The organism is Kosakonia sp. ML.JS2a (assembly GCF_025642095.1).
Classification (GTDB): Bacteria; Pseudomonadota; Gammaproteobacteria; order Enterobacterales; family Enterobacteriaceae.
Genome location: NZ_CP106754.1, coordinates 991,499 through 1,013,880, shown reverse-complemented (window position 1 = coordinate 1,013,880; position 22,382 = coordinate 991,499). Strand labels below are relative to the sequence as shown.

The 22,382-nt window shown below is 56.3% G+C and carries 14 protein-coding genes and 2 tRNA genes; 3 read left to right on the top strand and 13 right to left on the bottom strand.

Going from position 1 to position 22,382, the window contains the following annotated elements; all coding sequences use genetic code 11:
• Nucleotides 1-53: 53 nt before the first annotated feature.
• Nucleotides 54-1,151, bottom strand: coding sequence for a murein transglycosylase A (gene mltA / locus N7922_RS04785; protein WP_263099485.1), 1,098 nt, complete (start codon nt 1,149-1,151; stop codon nt 54-56).
• A gap of 207 nt (nt 1,152-1,358) precedes the next feature.
• Between mltA and N7922_RS04780 the strand changes: the two genes are divergently transcribed.
• Both N7922_RS04780 and N7922_RS04775 read left to right on the top strand, forming a co-directional pair.
• Nucleotides 1,359-1,435 (top strand) — tRNA-Met (locus tag N7922_RS04780).
• 50 nt (nt 1,436-1,485) lie between these two features.
• A tRNA-Met gene (locus tag N7922_RS04775) sits at nt 1,486-1,562 on the top strand.
• Nucleotides 1,563-1,673: 111 nt separating this feature from the next.
• Here N7922_RS04775 and amiC read toward each other — a convergent pair.
• Entirely contained in the window at nt 1,674-2,927 is a 1,254-nt protein-coding gene (amiC, locus tag N7922_RS04770; protein ID WP_263099484.1) for an N-acetylmuramoyl-L-alanine amidase AmiC, read from the bottom strand.
• A 225-nt stretch (nt 2,928-3,152) separates the two neighbouring features.
• On the opposite strand from amiC, the gene argA reads away from it, so the two are divergent.
• Nucleotides 3,153-4,484, top strand: coding sequence for an amino-acid N-acetyltransferase (gene argA, locus N7922_RS04765; protein ID WP_263099483.1), 1,332 nt, complete (start codon nt 3,153-3,155; stop codon nt 4,482-4,484).
• Nucleotides 4,485-4,511: 27 nt separating this feature from the next.
• On the opposite strand, the gene recD is transcribed toward argA, so the two are convergent.
• The 11 genes from recD to ptsP all read right to left on the bottom strand — a co-directional run bounded on the left by recD (nt 4,512) and on the right by ptsP (nt 22,378).
• Nucleotides 4,512-6,344, bottom strand: a complete 1,833-nt coding sequence (gene recD / locus N7922_RS04760; RefSeq protein ID WP_263099482.1) for an exodeoxyribonuclease V subunit alpha — start codon at nt 6,342-6,344, stop codon at nt 4,512-4,514.
• Nucleotides 6,341-9,889 (bottom strand): exodeoxyribonuclease V subunit beta, encoded by a 3,549-nt coding sequence (gene recB, locus N7922_RS04755; protein WP_263099481.1) that lies wholly within the window; start codon nt 9,887-9,889, stop codon nt 6,341-6,343. Before recB ends, recD begins: the two co-directional genes overlap by 4 nt.
• Nucleotides 9,882-12,770: a pitrilysin gene (ptrA, locus tag N7922_RS04750; RefSeq protein ID WP_263099480.1), complete on the bottom strand. Its 2,889-nt coding sequence runs from the start codon at nt 12,768-12,770 to the stop codon at nt 9,882-9,884. The genes recB and ptrA overlap by 8 nt, the downstream gene beginning before the upstream one ends.
• A gap of 154 nt (nt 12,771-12,924) precedes the next feature.
• Nucleotides 12,925-16,296 (bottom strand): exodeoxyribonuclease V subunit gamma, encoded by a 3,372-nt coding sequence (recC, locus tag N7922_RS04745; RefSeq protein WP_263099479.1) that lies wholly within the window; start codon nt 16,294-16,296, stop codon nt 12,925-12,927.
• A gap of 12 nt (nt 16,297-16,308) precedes the next feature.
• Nucleotides 16,309-16,632 (bottom strand): prepilin-type N-terminal cleavage/methylation domain-containing protein, encoded by a 324-nt coding sequence (locus N7922_RS04740; RefSeq protein ID WP_263099478.1) that lies wholly within the window; start codon nt 16,630-16,632, stop codon nt 16,309-16,311.
• Complete coding sequence (locus tag N7922_RS04735; protein ID WP_263099477.1) at nt 16,617-17,024, bottom strand: DUF2509 family protein; 408 nt, start codon at nt 17,022-17,024, stop codon at nt 16,617-16,619. Before N7922_RS04735 ends, N7922_RS04740 begins: the two co-directional genes overlap by 16 nt.
• On the bottom strand, nt 17,021-17,584 hold the full coding sequence (locus tag N7922_RS04730) for a prepilin peptidase-dependent protein (protein WP_263099476.1): 564 nt from the start codon (nt 17,582-17,584) through the stop codon (nt 17,021-17,023). The genes N7922_RS04735 and N7922_RS04730 overlap by 4 nt, the downstream gene beginning before the upstream one ends.
• Nucleotides 17,578-18,039 carry a prepilin peptidase-dependent protein gene (locus tag N7922_RS04725; RefSeq protein WP_263099475.1) on the bottom strand — a complete coding sequence of 154 codons (462 nt, stop codon included), beginning with the start codon at nt 18,037-18,039 and terminating at the stop codon, nt 17,578-17,580. The genes N7922_RS04730 and N7922_RS04725 overlap by 7 nt, the downstream gene beginning before the upstream one ends.
• A gap of 185 nt (nt 18,040-18,224) precedes the next feature.
• On the bottom strand, nt 18,225-19,019 hold the full coding sequence (gene thyA / locus N7922_RS04720; protein WP_263099474.1) for a thymidylate synthase: 795 nt from the start codon (nt 19,017-19,019) through the stop codon (nt 18,225-18,227).
• 6 nt (nt 19,020-19,025) lie between these two features.
• The gene (gene lgt, locus N7922_RS04715) at nt 19,026-19,898 is read right to left on the bottom strand and encodes a prolipoprotein diacylglyceryl transferase (protein ID WP_263099473.1); all 873 of its coding nucleotides are present in this window, start codon (nt 19,896-19,898) and stop codon (nt 19,026-19,028) included.
• A 233-nt stretch (nt 19,899-20,131) separates the two neighbouring features.
• Nucleotides 20,132-22,378: a phosphoenolpyruvate--protein phosphotransferase gene (gene ptsP, locus N7922_RS04710; protein ID WP_263099472.1), complete on the bottom strand. Its 2,247-nt coding sequence runs from the start codon at nt 22,376-22,378 to the stop codon at nt 20,132-20,134.
• Nucleotides 22,379-22,382 lie beyond the last annotated feature (4 nt).

Below are 22,382 nucleotides of genomic sequence, written 5' to 3'. Positions count from 1 at the left end.
AAAGACAGGAGTTCCCCTCTCCCGGAATCGGGAGAGGGGGAAGTTTATCACACTCAGCCGCTGAACACGCCGCCAGCGCCCGGTGCATTTTTCAGCACCCAGACACGACCATAATGGTTGTACCATCCGGCGCGGTGACCAGCATCCGGGCCAATCCCCTGGTAAATATCAAAGTGCTGGCCTTTTATCGCGCCGCCAACATCCAGCGCGACCATCAGTCGCAGTTCATACTGGCCGTTAAATTTGCCGTTGTTATCAAGCTGCGGCACTTCCGCCAGCAGCGTCGTACCCGGTGGGATCACGCTACGATCGGAGGCCACAGAGGCGCGCCCAACCAGCGGCACCGCACTGGCACCTTTTACCGGCGCCCAGGATTGCGGCTTAAAGAACACGAATGAGGCGTTCTCTTCCAGCAACGCACGCACCTCTGATTCGCTGTGTTTCTCACCCCATTCACGGATGGCCTGCATCGACATATCTTCTTTCTTCACTTCACCGCGGTCGATCAGTACTTTACCGATACTGCGGTAAGCATGGCCGTTTTTCCCGCCATAGCTGAAGAAGTTAAGCGGGCTGCCGTCGCCAAAATCAATATAGCCGCTGCCCTGCACATCCATAATGAAGTTGTCCATCAGCGAGTTGCTGTAGGCCAGCACATAGCTGTCACTCAGCGCGCCGGCATAGATTTCGGCACGGGACGGTAACCGGCCGCGTTTGGACGGCATACGATAGATAGGGTACTGGAATTCGCCCTGGCGCGTGTGGCGCGCCTGTATCACAGGGGTGTAATAACCGGTGAACTGCACGTTGCCGTAATTATCTGTGCCTTCCATCTGCCAGGCATCGAGGCCGTACTGACGCAACGCGCGCGTATCGCCCCCGGCTCGTAGCCACTCCTGGATAGCGTTATAAATGTTGCTTTGGCTGCTATAGAGGCGCGGCGAGGCGCTGCGGATCTGGCTCACCTGCTCGGAGAAATCACCGGCATTGATTGGCGCGCCTACGGCGTCAGGCTGGTTGACCAGGGAAAACGGCTGGGAAAATTTCCCGTCTTTATACTGTTGACCGCGATCGGTCGGTTTAGAAGTACAGGCTGCGAGGATAGCAACCATCGCTCCCGTGAGTGCGTACTTAACCCAACGTCCTTTCATTCTCTCTCATCTTCTGAATTAACCCGGAGCGAGGTGAAGATAACAAACCCCACTCGCTAATGAAATGCGCCAGCGCAACCCAACACAAATTTCGTTCAAAAAACGAACTAATTGTACTGTTTTTACACATAATCTCAGCTAATTACGCATTGGGGCAAAAAAAAGGTTGCATCAAAAAGTTTGCAGCGTATAGTGCGCATCCACGGACGCGGGGTGGAGCAGCCTGGTAGCTCGTCGGGCTCATAACCCGAAGGTCGTCGGTTCAAATCCGGCCCCCGCAACCAATTAAAATGTGAAGAAAAAAGTTTACATGATGGAAGTGTAAACAGACGGACGCGGGGTGGAGCAGCCTGGTAGCTCGTCGGGCTCATAACCCGAAGGTCGTCGGTTCAAATCCGGCCCCCGCAACCAACACAATAAACACCTTAACGGGTGTTTTTTTGTTTCTGCGGTTTGTAAAAAGAAACGCGTGTAAAACCAGAAGCGTATAAAAAGAAAATGGCGCTTTTCAGCGCCATTCTGTTATCCCCTTCTCGCCAGCGTCGCGCCATCCGCGAAATAGGCTTTAATCCCCGCCAGAATCGACTCTGCCACTTCCTGCTGGAACTTCGCGGTCTTAAGCTTACGCTCCTCTTCCACGTTACTGATAAACGCGGTTTCGACCAGAATCGACGGAATGTCCGGCGCTTTCAACACCGCAAAGCCCGCCTGTTCCACCTGGTTCTTATGCAGGTTGTTGACCGAACCAAGACGGTTAAGCACCGCTTTGCCAAACTTCAGGCTGTCGTTAATGGTCAGCGACTGCACCATATCAAACATGGTGTGGTCCAGATAGCGGTCGCCGCTCTTACTGACGCCGCCTATCAGGTCAGCCGCGTTTTGCGTATCGGCGAGGTATTTCGCGGCGGTACTGGTCGCCCCTTTGGTGGAGAGCGCAAACACCGACGAACCGCTGGGCTGGCGGCTACTGAATGCGTCTGCATGAATCGAGACAAACAGATCCGCGCGCTGTTTCTGCGCTTTAGCAACACGCACCTTCAACGGGATAAACACATCCTCGTTGCGCGTCATGTAGGCCTTCATATTGCTTTCTTTTTCGATCAGCGCATGCAGACGGCGAGCGATTTGCAGCACCACGTCTTTTTCGCGGGTGTGATATTTGCCCGTCGCCCCCGGATCTTCACCGCCGTGCCCAGGATCGAGCATGATCACAATCGGTCGATCGCGCCCGGCTTTGCCCGGCTGCGGGCCGCTTTCCGCTGGCGGCACCTGATTATCGAGATCGCCTTTGTTGTACTCTTCCAGCAAGGCCAGCAGCGGATCCTGCACATCTTTCGCATTCGCCGGATAAAGGTCCATCACCAGGCGCTCTTTAAATCCGGCAACCGGCGCCAGCGCAAACAGCTGCGGAGTGATGTTTTGTTTCAGTTCAAACACCATCCGCACCGTTTGCGGATCGAACTGGCCAACGCGGGCCGATTTAATATAGGGATCGTCACCGCGAATTTGCGCGCCCATGCCTTTCAGCACGGAATTAAGATGCACGCCTTCGAGATCCACCACCAGCCGGTCAGGATTACTCAGCGCGAACTGCTTATATTTAATGACCTGGTTAGACTCCACCGTCACGCGTGTGTAGGTTGAGGCGGGCCACACGCGGACCGCCACCACCTGGCTGACTGCGGCCAGACCGACCTGGCTCACGCTTAATAACCACATGGCCCCCGCCCCTTTTAATAATCTGCGGCGGCTCAGCGCTGATTGACTTCCCGACATGCTTCTCCCGAGCAATTAAACTGAAATAGTAATGAACGTCAGAATTGACCGAAAACTTTAACGAATGACGCATAAACTGTCATCTATTAAAGGGTAAACATATGTCTGGCTAATGGCTTTATCGGCGCAGGTTTATTGTTTGCTGAAAAATTTTGCACTTGCGCACGGTGCCAGAAAAGAATAAAAATACACAAATTACGAATAATCATGCAGTGAGGGTAGGCCGTGGTAAAGGAACGCAGAACCGAACTGGTACAGGGATTTCGCCATTCAGTTCCCTATATTAATGCGCATCGGGGAAAAACGTTTGTCATTATGCTTGGCGGTGAAGCCATTGAGCATGAAAACTTTTCCAGTATTGTCAATGACATCGGTCTGCTGCACAGCCTGGGTATCCGGCTGGTGGTGGTTTACGGTGCGCGTCCGCAAATCGACGCAAATCTTGCCGAACACCATCATGAACCGATTTACCATAAAAATACCCGTGTTACCGACGCCAAAACGCTGGAACTGGTGAAGCAGGCAGCAGGCCTGTTGCAACTGGATATCACCGCACGCCTTTCTATGAGCCTCAACAACACACCGTTGCAGGGCGCGCATATAAATGTGGTGAGCGGCAACTTTATTATTGCGCAGCCGCTGGGCGTGGATGACGGCGTTGACTACTGCCATAGCGGACGTATTCGCCGCATTGATGAAGAAGCGATCCACCGCCAGCTCGATAGCGGCGCGATTGTTCTGATGGGCCCGGTTGCCGTGTCAGTTACCGGCGAAAGTTTTAACCTGACTTCCGAAGAGATCGCCACCCAGCTCGCCATCAAACTGAAAGCGGAAAAGATGATCGGTTTTTGCTCCTCGCAGGGTGTGATGAACGACGACGGCGAAATCGTCTCTGAGCTGTTCCCTAACGAAGCCCAGGCACGCGTGGACGTGCTGGAAGAGCGTGGAGATTACTACTCCGGCACCGTGCGTTTCCTGCGCGGTGCGGTGAAAGCCTGCCGTAGCGGCGTACGCCGTAGCCACTTAATCAGCTATCAGGAAGATGGCACCCTGTTACAGGAACTCTTCTCGCGCGACGGGATTGGTACGCAGATTGTGATGGAGAGTGCCGAGCAGATCCGTCGTGCGACCATTAACGACATTGGCGGGATTCTCGAGCTGATCCGTCCGCTGGAGCAGCAGGGCATTCTGGTACGCCGCTCCCGCGAACAGCTGGAAATGGAGATCGACAAGTTCACCATTATCGAGCGCGATAACCTGACCATCGCCTGTGCAGCGCTCTACCCGTTCCCGGAAGAGAAGATTGGTGAAATGGCCTGTGTGGCGGTGCATCCGGACTACCGCAGTTCTTCACGTGGCGAGATGCTACTCGAGCGTGTGGCGGCACAGGCGAAACAGCTGGGGCTGGCGAAACTGTTTGTCCTGACCACCCGCAGCATTCACTGGTTCCAGGAGCGCGGGTTTACACCCGTGGATATCGACTCCCTGCCGGAAAGTAAAAAGCAGATGTACAACTATCAGCGCCGCTCCAAAGTGCTGATGGCGGATCTCACCTGATCCTCTCCCCCCGCGTTCTGCGGGGGGTTACATAAGCCGACGAAATAACGCCTCCAGACCGCTGCGCCGCTCCGTACGGGTGGTGATGGCCTGCATCAGCACACGCTCGTCCGCATACAGCGATAAGCGCCTGCGCGCGCGAGTAATCGCGGTATAGACCAGCTCACGCGTCACTACCGGTACGATCTGCTGCGGCAGGATCAGCGCGGCGTGATCGAATTCCGATCCCTGCGACTTATGCACGGTCATCGCCCAGGCGGTGTCGTGATCCGGCAAACGCCCCGGCTGCACCGATTTGATGGTGCCATCCGGCAGCGGAAACCAGACGCGGATCCCCTGCCCCTGATCGAGCGCAATGCCGATGTCGCCGTTAAACAGCCCCAGCGATGAGTCATTACGCGCGATCATTACCGGTCGCCCGTGATACCAGCGAGAGTGCGGCGAGCGCGTAATCTGCCGCTGGCGTGACAGCACCTGCTCAAGTCGCTCATTCAACCCGCTTACGCCGAACGGCCCTTCCCGCAATGCGCACAGCAACTGGTATTCGCCAAACGCCGCGATCACCTCTGCGGGAGCCGCATTGCTGTGTACCAGTGAGAGATAACGGGCGTAACCGGAAAGGGCATCATCCAGCATCTGATGATACTCTTCTGTCGTGTGCAACGGCTTATGCTCGATATCGCTAAAACCCTGCCCGAATACGGCACGGGTGGCCGATTTATCCCCCCGGTTCACCGCAGCAGCAAGCTGACCGATGCCGGAATCGCTGCCGAAGCGATAGCTTTTTTGCAGCAGACACAAGCTGTCGCGCAGTGCGCTGGCAGCACGCCCGTCGCCCACTGGCACCTCGCAGCCGGTCAGGCGCGTCAATTGAGCCGCGCGTTCCGCCGTGTAACCGGCGTTAACCCACGCGCAGATATCCCCCAGCACGGCACCGGCTTCCACCGACGCCAGTTGATCGCGATCGCCAAGGAAAATCACCTGGGCATGCGGCGGTAGCGCGTCAATCAACCGCGACATCATCGGCAAATCGATCATTGAGGCTTCGTCAACGACCAGCACATCCAGATGTAGCGGGTTACCTGCATGATGGCGCAAGCGCTGGCTGCCCGGTTGCGCACCCAATAATCGGTGCAGCGTGCTGGCCTCATCGGGCAGCATCGCTTTTTGTTGCTCATTCAACGCCAGCTGGCGCAGGGCATTACCCAGCGACTCGGTTAATCGCGCGGCGGCTTTACCGGTGGGTGCTGCGAGGCGGATACGGCACTTGTCGCCTTCAACCATCTGCACCAGCGCAGCAAGCAGTTTCGCCACGGTGGTGGTTTTGCCGGTTCCTGGCCCCCCGGAAATCACCGAAATCCGCCGGGTTAATGCCACGGCGGCAGCCACTTTCTGCCAGTTGACGTCATCGCTTGCCGGAAATAGCGACGCAAGTGCCTGCGTCAGGCGCGTCTCATCAACCGCCAGCGGCGTGTTTTCTTGTGCAAAGAATGCGGCGACCTGCCGTTCGTTGCACCACATCCGGTTAAGGTAAAGGCGCTCGTCGGTCAGGATCAACGGCGTGGCGGCATCCCCCTCGCTAACGGCAGGCGATGCCAACAACGTTGCCTGCCAGTCATCCGGTTGCCCGGCACATTCAAACAATTGCGCCAGTAGCGTAGAAGGGTGAGCGAACGACTCAGGCGTAAGACGCGCCAGCGGCAGGCAGACATGCCCTTCCCCCGCTTCATGACTGAGCAACGCAGCCGCCAGCATCACGGCGGGCTCATCTTCGGTGGTCACAGTAAGGGCAAACTGGACGTCCAGCGGACGCAGCAACTTCTGCTGCGCCGCTTCACGTAATAAGGTCGTCATGCTCATGGCGTCATCTCCTGCACCTGCCCGGCAAATAACGCATCCATTTGCGCAATCAGGGCGCCATCCGGTCGGGTAGCAAAAATACCCTGCTGCGGATTTTGTGCTTCCACGCCGCGTAAAAAGAGATAGATCACGCCGCCGAAATGGCGTTCATAGTCATACCCAGTAATGCGATGGCGCAAATAACGGTGCAGCGCGAGCGTATAGAGCTGGTATTGCAAATCGTAGCGATGCGATTGCATCGCCGCTGCCATCGCGTCTTGCGTGTAGGCCTCCGCGCTCTCACCCAGCCAGTTAGATTTGTAATCCAGCAGGTAATAGCGCCCGTTATGGCGAAACACCAGGTCGATAAAGCCTTTCAGCATGCCGCGGACATCGCGAAAATCAAGCGGCGGGCAGCCTGCCGATAGCGGGTCGTAGCGGCGAATCAACGCATCAAGCGCAGGCGCGGTCAATGTCTCGCTGATGGGAAGATAAAACTCCATCTCCACCTGTTTATCTTTGCCGCTCAACTGGCGCAGACACACGCCGGACTGTGCCAGCGGTGCGCACAATACCGTCTCCAGCCAGTCGCTGAATACCGGTTGCCAGTGCTCTTCATAGCCACCCGTAAGCAGTTTTTCCGTTACCCACGGCGCAGAAACCGGTTGAGTGAAATCCATCTCTTCAAACAGGCTGTGTAAAAACGTCCCGGGCGATGCGCCACGAGGAAACTGGTGCGGCGTGAGCATCGGCTCTGCTTGCAACTCCCGCTCTCCGGCGGCATCCATATCCAGACGCGGCAGTAAATCCAACGCGATGCCGTGAGCACGCTGCTGTAGCCCGGAGTAGCTGGTTACGCGCCAGTCATCGGCAATGCGCCGCTGCACGTCACGCGCACTCAACGCGGGTGGTTGCGCCTGCGGCATCTGCCAGGGTTCACCGTCCGGCGTTTGCGGCACACAGACGGTGATGTCGTCATCGCACAGTTGCTGCAATGCACTTTGCAGCGCGGTAGCATCCAGCGCCTCACCTTTTTGCAATAACCGGCCAAGCGCGCTTAAGTGGAAATCCGACGCCCCGGTTTTCTCGCCACGGCGGCGGAACAGCGGCGCAATGCCAAGGCTGCAATGCCATATGGAACGCGTCAGTGCGACATACAGTAAACGCAGATCTTCCGCCAGCCGTTCCTCCTCCGCCAGCGCAACGCTGTCATCAGCATGGCTAAGGTCAAGCACGGCCTGGAAAGCGTCGCGATCGTGATAGAACCCTTGATCCTGCACGCGGAAATTCGCAATAAACGGCAGCCATACCAGGGGATACTCCAGACCTTTCGATTTATGGATCGTGACGATTTGCACCAGATGTTTATCGCTCTCCAGACGGAGCTGCTCGCTGGCGGCGTTGGTGTTTGGCTCGGCAATGCGTTGCGTTAACCAGCGCGTAAGCGCGTGCTCACTCTCCAGTTGCGTTCCCGCTTCCTGTAATAGCTCGCTAATGTGCAAAATGTCGGTCAAACGGCGCTCGCCGCCGGGCGTCGCCAGTAAGTTTTCCGCGACATGGCGTGCGCTCATCAGGGTGCGCAGCATCGGCATGACACCCCGTTTTTGCCACAGCTCACGATAGCGGGAAAACTCTTCCACCACCGCATCCCACGCCAGCTCGTCGAGATTCAGCGCTTCAATATCCTGCGCCGTCAGTCCCAGCATTGAGGTCGCCAGCGCGCTGCGCAGCGTACTTTCACGCTCCGGCGCCAGCACCGCCTGCAACAACCACAACAATTCCTGTGCTTCAGGCGTTTCAAACACGCTGTCGCGGTTGGACAGGTACACCGAAGGAATATTCAGCAGCGTTAGCGCATCGCGGATCAATGACGCTTCATGGCGGCTGCGCACCAGCACTGTAATATCCGATGCCTTGACCGGACGGGCTTTTTCCCCCTGCAGCAACAGCGCCTCGCCCTGCTGCCCGGCGCTGAGCCAGTCACGGATCTGCGTTGCGCACAGTTGCGCCATAAAGCTCTGGTAATCCCCCACGCCGACACCGTCGCCCTCCATCAGCCACAGCTTCATGGCGGGCTGCGTTTCGCCCCGAAACGCAAAACGCAGAGCATCATTTTTAGCCGCGGATTTGACCGGCAAAAAGGGGATCTGCCGGAACATAAAGGTGTCATCCATCTGGCAGAACAGCCGGTTAACGCTGGCCACCATCCCCGGCGCCGAGCGCCAGTTAGTATCCAGCGTATAACGGGCGCTCACTTCGTCCCGCGCCTTCATATAGGTAAAAATATCCGCCCCGCGAAACGCATAAATTGCCTGTTTCGGGTCGCCAATTAGCAGCAAGCCGCACGCCGGTTGCCCCAGCCAGATACGGCTGAAAATACGATACTGTTGCGGGTCGGTATCCTGGAATTCATCGATCATCGCCACCGGGAAGCGGTTGCGAATAGCAGCGGCCAGCGCTTCGCCATTCGGGCTTTGCAGCGCGCCATCCAGCCGACTCAGCATATCGTCAAAACCCAGCTCGCCGCGGCGACGCTTCTCTTTGGCTACCGTTTCACGAATTTCACGCATGGCGGAGGTCAGCACCAAATCGTTAAGCGTCAGAGGCTGCGCCAGGAGATCGTCGATGGCGACAAACAGGACATGCTCCGGCACCACGCCGCCGGCTTTGGTGCGCTGAACCAGAAACGACTGGGCAAACTTTTCCAGTGCGTCCGGTAACAGATAACGGGTTGTCTCTTCCTGCGCCCAGGCGGTGATTTTCTCTATCCACTTCGCCTGGTTGCCGCGGTTGAACTTACGCCTGTCGATGCCGGAGTTTTCGAGCAACGGCTCCAGCTCATCCAACGCGGCATTCCACTGGCGCTTTACAGCGTCGATTTGCGCAATGATTTTCTGATGGCGAGAGGCCAGCGTTTCATCTGCTGCTGGCGGCACTTTGATTTGCGGAGCTTCACCTTGCAGATAGCGATCAATCGATTTCAGCAGATCCTGAGGACCTTGCCAGACGGCGTGGATTGCCTGGGCAATGTCGCGCGGCAACGGGTAGCAATGACGTCGCCAGAAATCCGCGCAGGCCTGATAGCGCAGCAGTGACTCGTCTTCCACCAGTTGCTGCTCAAATAACATGCCGGATTCAAAGGCGTTCAGGCTCAGCATCCGCTGGCAAAAACCGTGAATGGTGAAGACAGCCGCTTCATCCATCTGGCGTTCAGCCAGAAGCAGCCAGTGCGCCGCCTGCTGTTTATCGTCAATCTCATCCAGCAAGCGGGCGTACAGAGGGTTATCAGTGGATTCACGCAGGCAAGCAATACGCAGCTCGTGAATATTGCTGCGAATGCGGCCACGCAGCTCTTCTGTGGCCGCCTCGGTGAATGTCACCACCAGCAGTTCTTCAACGCTAAGCAGGCGCGGGAAGGCGGCATTGCCGCCCAGTCCTAATAACAGCCGCAGGTAAAGCGCGGCGATGGTGAAGGTTTTACCGGTCCCTGCCGAGGCTTCAATCAGACGCTCGCCAGTAAGCGGCAAGCGCAGGGGATCAAGGGGCTCAGCGGTGGCTTCATTCATCTTTCTCGACCATCATGGGTAAGGATTGCTGCAACGCGCTGACGCTGTCCCAGACCTTCCAGCCCTGTGGTCGGGCATATTCGGCTTTTCCACTCTGGCTACCGGAGATCTGCGACAAAATTGCCATACCTTGCGGCTCGACCACCGCCTGATGGAAGAAGTCGGCAAGTTTTTGCGGCGTCAGCTGTTTTATCTGAGCCACTACTTTATCACGTGAATCGAAACGCATATTGCCGCGGTCGAAATCTTTGCTCAGTTTGGAAGCCTCTTCACCTAACGTCTGTGGCGCTTGCTCAATTTGCGCAATCACACCCTGCTGAATTTGAGCGAACTCTTCCGGCTTCATGGCGCGCAGCCGAGTTTCCGCCGTCGGGAAGAACGCCTTATAGCGATCCCAGAGATACGCTGGTTGTTTGCCATTGCTTTGCAGCAGGAAACCCATTCCCCACTGGCGGCCAACACTCATCGGGAAGGCGAAAACCGCATAACCCAGTTGTTCTTCAGTACGCAGTTGGTTATAGAACCACGGCTGGACAATCTGCCCTAACATCGTGCTGTATGCAGAGCTGCTGTATTCATCAAATCCTGGAGGAACAAATACAGCCGCGAGTGCGGAGTCTGTGCTGTTACCCACTTTTTCAAAGCTCACATTCTGCTGTTTATCAACCAGCACATCTTTGTTGCGACACCATTCCGTGCCTTTTGCACCGAGCTGTTTCTGCACGTTATGCGCCAGATCTTTCGCCTGCTGCTCGCCGAGATTACCGATGACCAGGAACTCCGGACGTGCGTTCGTTTTCAACGTTTCGCGGTAGTTCAGAATGTCCTGCAGGGTAATGGAAGGCAGCAGTTCACGACGCGTTTCACGCTGAAAATAGGGCACCTGCGATAGCATCTGCACCGGCATAATCGCCAGATCGAATGCTTTGCCCTTCTCTGCCGAATCCATCATCTGCGTGTACCAGGATTTCGCCTGCGCCAGTTGTTCTTCAGTCGGCGTATAGCTGAAATAACCCGCTAACAGCGCCTGGAAGAGCTGAGGTAAACGTTGCGTGTAGCCATTGGCATTCAGCATCAACCCGTTGTTAGCATTGGTGGAAAAACTGATACCGCCGACTGCCGCCTGATTACTTAGCTGATCGAGAGCCAGCCCGGCCAGGTAGTCATTGAGCGCAAACAGCACCTGATTTTTCGCACTATCCATCGCTTGTGGGTTGCGCAGCACGACGCTGACATCGGCCTTCGGCTCGCTGGCGAAATAACGGCTTGGCATGTACACCACGCGCAGCGTGGGCTCATCAACGATCAGTTCCGGATGCGCAGACTGCTTCTCAGGTTTGATCAGCGAGAAGTCATCGGGAATATAAGGGTTCAGCTCCGGAAATTTCAACGCAATCGCGCTTGCACGTTGTTGCCAGTCAGCGAAGGTTTGCGGGGTGATTTTATCCACCTGATACGGCGCTTCAACGAAGTAGGCGGTTTTATCATGGGGTTCGTCCGGGCTGATGTACCAGATACGGGCGTTTTGCGGCGTCATTTCATCAAGACGGGCCTGCACCGCTTTCGCATCGAACTGGTCGGCGATATTCACCGAATCAAGGGTATGCGCGACCGGGACACGGATCATGGTGTCCGCCAGCCACTCGACATAATCCATATCGCGGGTAATAGACGGATAGCGGAAATCGAGATCCAGAATATGGGACAGCTCGTCGAAATAGCGCTTATCCACGCCTTTTTCACGCAGCAGTTGTAAATAACTGAAGATCGCCGCGACCACCTGATCGCGGTTTGCCTGGCCTTTATCGGTGAGCGTGGCGGAAATCGCCAGCACGCCGCTGTTACCGTTGACTACCGGGTCGGAATCACCGCGAATGCCTTCCACCAGGCCCTGGCTCTGCAACCAGTCAGAGAGCGTACCCGGGCTGCGGTTGCCAATCAGGTAGGTGATCAGTTCATCCGTTTTGCTGCGAAACGCAGCCGTGTTGTTATCAATACGGAACTCAACGCGCACAACTTTGCGCGGCACCGCCGGAACATAATGGATGATGATGCCTTTTTGCGCATCGGTCACCACCGGAGTGGTAATCTCCGGCTTGCTGATATTTTTATTCGGCACGCGACCGTAGGTTTCTACGGCGATCTTCGCCAGGTCCGCCAGCGGACGATTACTGTAGACCACCGCCTTCATCAGGTTGGCGGAGTAGTATTTATCGCGAAACGCCAGCAGCGCATCATGTACGGGGCTGCCGGGTTTGTCACTGAGGGTTTCAAGGTTGCCACCGGAGAAGCGGGCGCCCGGATGGGCCGGGTTGATGGTTTCTGCGCTCACCTGCGCCATCCGCATCCCGTCGCGGGTACGCGCCATCGTCAGTTCGGCATTCACCGCATTACGCTCGCGCTCCGCGTATTTTTTATCCAGCATCGGTTCGGCAATGGCATCCGCCAGGCGGTCAACGGCGCCTTCCAGCGCGTTATTCTCCACTTCCAGGTAGTACGCCGTGCGATAAGGCGCCGTACTGGCGTTATGACTGCCGCCATGCAATTTGAGGAATTCGGCGAGACTGTCCGGCTGCGGGTATTTTTTCGACCCCATCAGCGTCATATGCTCAAGATAGTGAGCAAGACCAGGATGCGTATCGGGATCTTCCAGCGACCCCACTGGCACAACCAGCGCAGAGAGCGACTTCACCGCCTGAGGATCGGACACCAACAACACGATCATGCCGTTATCAAGGCGAATGGCCTGATACTGGCGGGTATCTTTGTCGCTCTTACGGATAGTTTCCTGAACAGGTTGCCAACCGTTATCTGCCTGACTGAATGGCGCCCAGAGGGCAAAAAACAGTGCTAAAGCTTTTAACCAGGTGCTGCGGGGCATTCACGAACCTCATCATTAACGATCCCGGAGATACCCGTAACTGCGGATATCGCCAGGTAAAACATGTGCTGACTGTGCCAGCACTCTTGTTATATCAGTCCGTGATCGTCGCGCATAATAATAGAAGCGCTCATGTTGCGCAATTTTTATACAATCAACCGGACTGATTATGTCGATAAAGCGGTAACAGGAAACGCCGCGCCTGTTCGGTGATTTCTGCATAATATTCAGGCTCAAGGGTGCGCCACAGACGCTGATACCAGAGATCATCGCCTTCGCCGCGAACCATCATATTGCCTTCGTACGCCTGCAGAAATTTGCTCTGCGCTTTTTGTAACGTTTCGTCATCCATTACCATGGCATCATTTGCCGCGTCATAACAGACTTTTATCCATGCACCGCCGCTTTCCGGCAGCAGTAATAACGGTTTTGCCATGCCTTCCCGGTACCCGTCAATCATCAGAGCCAGATAATCCATCGCATGGTCAGGATTCAGAGGTGGGAAGCGCCACTCGCCGTCTTTGCGCACAAACAGTCGGCTCTCGCCGGTTCCCCCACTGGCACAGTAGACAAGATGCTCCAGCCAAAGTTGCACCCCTTGAGAAACGCTCAATAGCGATGGCCGCCAGCGCAGCAGGCCATCCGCCTGTACGCGCGGTAACCAGCCGGTTAAATGCACGCCTGCATAATGCAGGTCGATTTCGAGGCTATCGGCAGGCTGGCGCAGCTCGCTGACACGGCTGGCCAGCGCCTGCATCTCCTGGCATTGCGTCTCCCAGATGATCTCACCAAAAGCACCATAAGGCAGTGCGCCCGCCGCGCGGTAACGCCGGAACAATTTCTCCGCATCCTGTTGTTCAACCAGCGCATTAAGCAACTCATTATTCAGTTGATAACGACTTAACCCATCCAGCACAAACGGTTCTGCATCCGGAATTTCACTCTCTTCCGGGCGGAAGTTAACCTGCAGTCGCATTTGGAAGAAGGCGCGTACCGGGTGAGCCCAAAAACGCTGAAGCTGATCAAAGGCCAGCGTCTGCAGCGGTACTGGCTCCAGCGGCTGAATAAAAGCGGGATGTGTTTCGCCCTGCTGGCTTGCGGCCGGCAACCAGTCGCGCGCATAGCTCTGCCATTCATCAGCGACATAATTAGCGGGGTCGAACGGCATACGGGTATGCAGATGAGTGATATGCGCCTTCACCCGCTGTTCACTCTCATCGCAGTTTGCAGCTTCATCACCAGGCAGATAGTGGCTTTGGCCGATGTAGTCCACCAGTTCCTGCACCAGCACCGAAGGGAAACGTTCTTTATTATCCTGAATGGCACGCCCGATATAGCTGATATAGAGCTGCTGTTGTGCGGAAATCAGCGCCTCAAGGAACAGATAGCGGTCATCATCCCGACGGCTGCGATCACCACGCTGGGGTTTTTGACTCATTAAATCAAACCCCAGCGGCGGCAGCGTACGCGGATAAACGCCATCGTTCATCCCCAGCAAGCAGACCACTTTAAAGGGGATCGAACGCATCGGCATCAGCGTGCAGATATTAACCGGTCCTGCGAGAAAACGCTGGCTGATACGCTCCTGGTCAAGGCGCTGCGCCAGTTCATCACGCAGTAAAGAAAGGGGGATCGCCTCACCGTAGTTCGCCCCCACGCCCTGGGCGATGATCTCCTGCCACTGCTGTTCAATCAGCGCCAGCGCCGCTTCGGTGTCCTGATCCGGCAAGAAAAAGTCGTTCAGCATTTCGCGGCAAACCGGTAACCACGCCTCCAGCGGGCGCACCTGCGCAAGCCCACGCCGCCAGATGTTCAACTGCATCAGCAGTGACGCCAGGTGCCCCACCAGTTCCGCAATCAGCCCGCTGGATTCATCGTAAGGCAAAATAGATTGCCACTCACCCTGACGGCTCTCCATGGCGTAACCCAGAAGCATTCGCGTAAGGCCAAACTGCCAGGTGTGCTGCCCGGTTGGAGGCAATGCCAGTTCGCGCACGTTATCGTCGTCCATCCCCCAGCGAATGCCCGACTCGTTTACCCACAGGCGCAAATAGCGCAGCCCCTCTTCGTTGATATTGAAACGCGCAGCCAGTACCGGCACATCCAGCAACGCCAGCACATCTTCTGACACGAAACGGCTGTCCGGCAACGACAGCAGGCTGATAAACGCCTGCAACGCCGGGTGCGCCTGGCGGGCGCGGCGGTCAGAAATGGCATAAGGCACATAGCGTTCGCCGCTGGCACTGCCAAACACCGACTGAATATAAGGGCTATAGCTATCAATATCCGCCACCATCACCACAATATCGCGTGGGCTCAGTTCGGGATCGGCTTCCAGCATCGCCAGTAAACGATCGTGCAGGATCTCAACTTCCCGCTGCGGGCTGTGACAGACATGTACGGTGACGCTGCGATCGCCCGGTTCAAGCCTGCGTTTCTTATCGCTACGGGAGAACTCTTCTGCGGTCACACCGGCTATAGCGGCGTTTTTTAATTCAAGGATGTCGTATTTAATATTCTGTAGCAGCGTACCGGGCGTTATATCGACAAACGCATCCAGCTCCTCGTAGCGTTCCATTCCCGCCAACAGATAAATATTGTCGCGCCCCAGTTTGCCCCATGAGCCGAGCAGCGGGTTACTGACATCCTGTTCTCCCTCGTCGTTGAATAAACTGCCAGCAGTTTGCGTATCCCGGAACAGTGGAAACTGGCGGGCTTCCCGGTGATGTCGACGCTGGCGGGTGATAAGCTTCGCCAGAAACGCAGGATCTTTGATATCCCCCCAGTAGTAGCGACAAGGGTTCGTGAACAGCAGGTGAACATCAATGTGCTTACCCAACGCCTGTAATGCTTGCAGGTAAACCGGCGGCAGAGCGGAAATCCCGCAAATAAAAACCCGTGAGGGCAGCCCTGCGGGGCGCGACTGTGCAGAGTCGAGTTTATCGATAAAACGTTGATACAGATTAGCGCGATGCCAGTGTGGCTGACCGAGAGCGGCGGTATGCTCCACCAGCGCCCGCCATAGCGGCGCCTGCCAGCGTTGGGCCTCATCCAGACCCTCCACGCTCTGCCCCGCCTCCCAGCGAGTCAGCCACTCCGGTCGGTAAACAAGATATTGGTCATAGAGATCCGCCACGCGGGAAGAGAGCTGAAAGAGCTTGCGCTTGTCATCATCGTCGCTCAGATAATGATGCAGCATGGTGAACTCTTCGCGCTGCAACATGCCAGGCAGCAGCGACATCAGTTTCCAGCTCATGCTCTGTTTGTTAAACGCGCTCTCTTTCGGAATATCGTCCAGCACGCTGACGAACATGTCCCAGATAAAGCTCGCCGGAAGAGGAAACGTGATATTGGCGGCAATGCCAAATTTCTGCGCCAGCGTCATTTGCAGCCATTGCGCCATACCGGTGCTCTGCACCAGGACAACTTCAGGCTCAAAGGGATCGTCAAGCGGGTCGCGCTCGACAATAAACTCCATCAATGCTTCCAGCACATCCAGACGATTGGAGTGATAAACCCTTAACATAAGTGCTCCTGACTACTGACTAAGTGGGCAAAATAACCGTGTCATTTGCCCCTGCCTGCCCACTGGCGAGATGACGGTAACATGGATGCTGACACATCCCTCTGCAGTTGTCTGCAGCCGCTGGACCCGCCAACCTGGAGGCAACGGCGGAGGTGTCGGTTGCGCCTGCTGCCATGCGCAACGCCATAGCTGCCGCCACTGACTGGCGCTGGCAAAGCCCGACGCCAAAGCCCGATGATAACCGCCAAGGGCGGTGACCACCATCACCATTAATACCATGGCCAGCAACACTTCCGTCAGGCTAAAGCCTGCCTGATTATTTACGGGAGAAGACATTGCGCAGGCTCCTTTAACGGGCAGAAATCACTCCAGCCGTGTGGCGAAAAAATCACGCGTTGCTGACTCACCTGCCCAAGTCGCCACAGTTGCGCCTCTTCATATGCCACGATCAATAATGCGGTCTCATCGGCAAAAATACGCAAACAAGCTTGCCACTGCCGTTCAACCTGCCCGAGGCACTGCAACGCAGGCTGCGGCGTCCAGAGTTGAACCCGCGCCCACTCCATTGCCGAATGGCTCTCTGCCAGGCGGCGCAACATTTTACGTTCATGGTTGACCCGCCAGATATGGCTGGTTAACTGCTGGTTCAGACCATTTAGCATCAGGCTACCCAGCAACAGTAACAACAAGACCAGCGCCAGCGATGACATCCCGCGTTGACGGTTCATAAGTTGTACCCTGTCACGTCGAGGGCTGCGACCATCTCTCGCCCGTTTTGCCCGGCCACGCGCGCCGCCAGCGTCACTGTGATGATGGGAGCAAAACCCGCTGTACGGCGTAGCGCAACGTTAAAACGCTGTACCGTCATCTGAGCCGGATCGGTGGTCTTTTCCCAACCGCGTCCCGTGCACGTGGTTGCGCCACGTAGCGTTTCCAGTGCCCCTTTTTGCAGACGAAACCCTGTCTGCTCAGATTCGCTATGCCCTGAAGGCTCCCAGCGGCCATTACTGTTCGCATCCCATTGCACAATCACACACGCCCCGGCATCGCGAATCACCAGCGGCTCACCGCTACATCGCCCATTGCAATATCCTGCACGCTGCAGATGTTTCGCCACGGTCCACGCACGCAGCCACAATTCATCCTCCGCCGTTTGTGTGCGGTAGTGCTGTAGCACTCCCGATTGCAATGCCGGTAAAAAACGAGCCGAAGCGAGCAGTAGCACGCTGCTTATCGCCATCGCCAGCAATGTCTCCAGCAGTGAAAATCCTCGCGTCCCGCTTAACATAGCGACTCCACGGCTTGTTGGCACATTCTGATCCTTCCCCAGGTGGAAACCACTATTCGCCACTCCCCGGCGTCACTGCGCAGGTGAATATGCCCCGGCCATGCGCTATTGCGCAGACCATAAAACCCTAGCGAAGGCGTGACCTCCACCAACGTCACTTCTGGCCAGTCAGGGGTCAACACAAAAGCCCCTGCTGCCTCGCAGGTCTGTACGGGTGTGTTTGCCAGACACCAGCGTCCCCCCTCATGTACACCATAAACACGCTGCGAGCGGTTTTGTCCGTTCGCGTCATCGCGCAGGCGTTCCAGAAAATGACGCGCCTGTAATGCGGTTTGCCACAGTCGTTGTTGTGCCTGCCAGCGCTGCCAGCCGGAGAGTCCCGTTCCGCAGAGGATAACGATCAGTGTTATCGCCACGAGGGTTTCCATCAGGGTAAAGCCATGTTCACGTTTCATGGCGAGAGTCTGCGATGCAAGAGACACGATAGCGAGCGAGGAAAACGACTTTTACGAGGAGCTACGAAGGAAAGATTCGTTGTTGCAAAGCGTTGCAGATTTGCCGGAAGCGACGCCGAAAATGCATTTTTTAGGCAAAAAAAAACCGGCGCATCGCTGCACCGGTTGTGTCATGTTGAACGCGATCAGATAGCGACCGGCGCTTTAATCCCCGGGTGAGGATCGTAGCCTTCAATCTCGAAATCGTCGAAGCGGTAATCAAACAGCGACGCGGGCTTACGTTTGATAACCAGTTTCGGCAACGCGCGAGGTTCGCGGCTCAGTTGCAGGCGGGTCTGCTCCAGGTGATTGCTGTACAAGTGGGTATCACCGCCGGTCCAGACAAAATCACCAGGCTCCAGGTCGCACTGCTGCGCCATCATATGCACCAGCAGCGCGTAGCTGGCGATATTAAACGGCAGGCCGAGGAAGATGTCGCAGGAGCGCTGATAGAGCTGACAGGAGAGCTTGCCATCCGCCACATAGAACTGGAAGAAAGCGTGGCACGGGGCCAGCGCCATTTTATCCAGCTCACCGACGTTCCACGCCGAAACGATAATACGGCGTGAATCCGGGTCGTTTTTCAGTTGATTGATAACGGTGGTGATCTGGTCAATATGGCGGCCATCCGGCGTTGGCCATGCGCGCCACTGTTTGCCATACACCGGGCCAAGGTTGCCCTGCTCATCAGCCCATTCGTCCCAGATGGAGACATTGTTTTCATGCAAATAAGCGATATTGGTATCACCCTGCAGAAACCACAGCAGCTCATGAATAATTGAACGCAAATGGCAGCGCTTGGTGGTCACCAGCGGAAAGCCGTCCTGCAGGTTAAAGCGCATCTGATGGCCAAAAATAGACAGCGTGCCTGTCCCGGTGCGGTCGTTTTTCGGGGTGCCTTCATTCAGCACCTTTTGCATCAATTCTAAATACTGTTTCATGGTTCCTCAGGAAACTTGTTGCTGCGGACGACGGTAAGCCCAAATCATCATAATGAGGCCCGCGACGATCATCGGAATGGACAGGATCTGCCCCATGCTGATGTATTGTACCCATGCACCGGTAAATTGCGCATCCGGCTGGCGGAAGAACTCAACGATAATACGGAACGCACCGTAGCCAATCAGGAACAGGCCGGAGACTGAGCCGGTCGGACGAGGTTTGCGAATAAACAGGTTGAGAATAATAAACAGCACGATGCCTTCCAGCGCCAGCTCGTACAACTGCGACATATGGCGCGGCAGCATGCCGTAGGTATCAAAAATGGATTGCCATTCCGGATGTGACGGCAGCAGCGCGATGTCTTCCGCGCGCGAACCGGGGAATAACATGGTGAACGGGAAGCCCGGATCAACACGGCCCCACAGCTCGCCATTAATAAAGTTGCCTAAGCGACCCGCGCCCAGGCCGAATGGGATCAGCGGCGCAATAAAATCAGAGACCTGGAAGAACGTGCGCCCGGAACGTTTGGCAAAAATGATCATCACCACGATCACGCCGATCAAACCACCGTGGAAGGACATGCCCCCATCCCACACGCGGAACAGGTAAAGCGGATCATTAAGGAACAGCGGGAAATTGTAGAACAGAACATAGCCGAGACGGCCGCCGAGGAATACGCCGAGGAAACCCGCGTAGAGCAGGTTCTCAACTTCGTTTTTCGTCCAGCCACTGCCCGGACGGTTTGCCCGGCGCGTCGCCAGCCACATAGCAAAAACGAAGCCCACCAGATACATCAAACCGTACCAGTGGAGAGAAACCGGCCCAATGGAAAAAATCACCGGATCAAAGTCCGGAAAATGCAGATAGCCACTGTTCATGTGTCACCACAACTTGTTGTTATTCCGCCAGAAAAAGCCAGCGGTTCACACGCGAGACCGCAACCGGCGGCCGCTCCAAAGCTGCGAATCATAGCATAAGGCGAAGGCGCGGGTGGCGGTGAAGTGTAAAAGATATGTATAAAGCCCACCACACAGTGAACTACCTGACAGCGCCTCCATCACCGGATGGCGCTAACGCTTATTCGGCCCACGCCAAATTAACGCCCCGGTGATTAAATACCGCCGCGAATCAACCCACCGAGACCGCGTCGCTCCATAAAGGCCGCGATCTGGTGACGGACTTCTGTCGCCAGTTGCGCCTCCAGAGCACGCCTTGCCAGCGTCTGCGCCTCTTCGCAATCGATGCGGCGCAACAGGTATTTGATACGCGCTACGGAGCGACCATTCATCGATAAATGGCGATATCCCAGGCCAATCAGCACCGCAACGCACATAGGGTCGCCGGCCATTTCACCGCACAAGCGGATATCAATACCTAAACGTTCAGCCTCGTCCGCCACCATCGCCAGTGCACGCAACACTGCCGGATGCAAACTGTCGTACATATTCGCCACACGGGTATTGTTGCGATCGACCGCTAAAATGTACTGTGTCAGGTCGTTCGTCCCCACCGAGATAAAATCGACGCGGGTCGCCAGGTGAGACAACATAAATACCATCGACGGGACTTCCAGCATCACGCCAATGCGCGGTTTGGGAATGGCGTAGCCAATCATCTCTTCCACTTCACGCCCTGCGCGCTCAATCAACCGCTTCGCTTCATCCACTTCGTCAATGCTGGTGATCATGGGCAGCAGAATACTGAGGTTGCCGGTCGCCGCATTGGCGCGCAGCATCGCCCGCACCTGCACCAGGAAAATTTCCGGTTGGTCGAGCGTAATACGGATGCCACGCCAGCCGAGACACGGGTTCTCTTCACTGATTGGCATGTAAGGCAGTTGCTTGTCGGCGCCGATATCCAGCGTACGCAACGTGACGGGCTTATCGTTGAACATCTGCAACATGCCCTGGTATTGCGCCACCTGTTCCTCTTCCGACGGAAAACCGCTTTGCAGCATAAACGGAATTTCGGTGCGATACAGCCCGATACCGTCGATGCGGCTACCGAGCTTCTCTTCATGCTCCGGGCTTAACCCCGCATTGAGCATCACTTTTACCCGCTCGCCGCTTTTTAGCTGGGCGGCAAGGTTCACATCATCTTCGGCCAGACGACTTAATTCGTTCTCTTCCGTGATAAGCCGCTGGTATTCCTGCAGCAGTACCGGTTCAGGATCCACCAGCAATTCACCGCGGTACCCGTCCACCACCAGTGTGCGACGCTGCAGCAACGAAGGCTGGATGTCCGCCCCCATGACCGTCGGAATGCCCAGCGCGCGCACCATGATCGCCGCATGCGAGTTGGCTGCGCCATCGCGCACCACCACCCCGACAAGCCGATCGTGCGGCAGCTCGGCAAGCGTCGTGGCGGACAGTTCATCCGCCACCAGAATAAAGCGTTCCGGCCAGCTATTCGGCCCGGAAATGGAGTCATCAAGATGGAACAGCAGGCGCTGCCCCAGGGTGCGTAAATCCCCCGAACGCTCTTTCAGATAGCCGTCGGTAAGCGCGGCAAACTGCTCAGCGAAACGTTCAATCACCGTTTTCACGGCCCACTCCGCCACCACACCCCGGTCGACTTCCTCAAACAGTTCGCGGCGCAGACGCGCATCGGAAAGCAAGTGCGAATAGAGGTCGAAAATCGCCGCCGTTTCTTTCTGCGCACCGGCGGAGAAACGTTTGCTATAACGGCGGAACTCGTTCGCGGCCTCTTCAAGCGCAGCGGTCAGCCTTTCCCTTTCGAGGGTGGTGTCCAGCGTGGAGGCCTGATAGACCTGCTCCATCAACGGCAGCGTTTCATCTACCCACCCTTCGGCGATTGCCACACCCGGGGAGGCCGGAAGCGCGCGAATACGCGTCTGGCGATATTGACCAAACAGCGCGTTTAATTGTGACTGGGAGAGAATCGCCGCCATCTGCGTGGCGAGCGTCACCAGAAAGGACTCTTCACTTTCATCGTACTGGCGCAGCTCACGCTGCTGAACCACCAGCACGCCAAGCAACTGGCGACGCTGAATAATAGGCACGCCAAGAAACGCGCGAAAACGCTCCTCTTTCACGGCGGGAATATATTTAAAGCTGGGGTGTTTCTGCGCATCGGCAAGGTTGATAGGTTCCGCCAGCCTGCCGACCAGACCAACAATCCCTTGATCGAATGCGAGTGTGACAGTACGACCACGCGGTTTTTTCAAACCGCGCGTCGCCATCAGGTAAAAACAACGTCTGTCGTGATCTGCGAGATAGACCGAGCACACTTCGGTTTCCATCGCCAGGCAAACGTCGGTAACCAGTATTTCCAGCGCTTCGTTAAGGCGCGGCGCGCTGGCGACTTTCTCAACTATTTCTCGCAGTCGGGTGAGCATGATG

Coding starts and splice junctions, on each gene's coding strand:
- mltA (WP_263099485.1), bottom strand. CDS start 1,151: ATGAAAGGACGTTGGGTTAAGTACGCACTCACGGGAGCGATGGTTGCT.
- amiC (WP_263099484.1), bottom strand. CDS start 2,927: ATGTCGGGAAGTCAATCAGCGCTGAGCCGCCGCAGATTATTAAAAGGG.
- recD (WP_263099482.1), bottom strand. CDS start 6,344: ATGAGCATGACGACCTTATTACGTGAAGCGGCGCAGCAGAAGTTGCTG.
- recB (WP_263099481.1), bottom strand. CDS start 9,889: ATGAATGAAGCCACCGCTGAGCCCCTTGATCCCCTGCGCTTGCCGCTT.
- ptrA (WP_263099480.1), bottom strand. CDS start 12,770: ATGCCCCGCAGCACCTGGTTAAAAGCTTTAGCACTGTTTTTTGCCCTC.
- recC (WP_263099479.1), bottom strand. CDS start 16,296: ATGTTAAGGGTTTATCACTCCAATCGTCTGGATGTGCTGGAAGCATTG.
- N7922_RS04740 (WP_263099478.1), bottom strand. CDS start 16,632: ATGTCTTCTCCCGTAAATAATCAGGCAGGCTTTAGCCTGACGGAAGTG.
- N7922_RS04735 (WP_263099477.1), bottom strand. CDS start 17,024: ATGAACCGTCAACGCGGGATGTCATCGCTGGCGCTGGTCTTGTTGTTA.
- N7922_RS04730 (WP_263099476.1), bottom strand. CDS start 17,584: ATGTTAAGCGGGACGCGAGGATTTTCACTGCTGGAGACATTGCTGGCG.
- N7922_RS04725 (WP_263099475.1), bottom strand. CDS start 18,039: ATGAAACGTGAACATGGCTTTACCCTGATGGAAACCCTCGTGGCGATA.
- thyA (WP_263099474.1), bottom strand. CDS start 19,019: ATGAAACAGTATTTAGAATTGATGCAAAAGGTGCTGAATGAAGGCACC.
- lgt (WP_263099473.1), bottom strand. CDS start 19,898: ATGAACAGTGGCTATCTGCATTTTCCGGACTTTGATCCGGTGATTTTT.
- ptsP (WP_263099472.1), bottom strand. CDS start 22,378: ATGCTCACCCGACTGCGAGAAATAGTTGAGAAAGTCGCCAGCGCGCCG.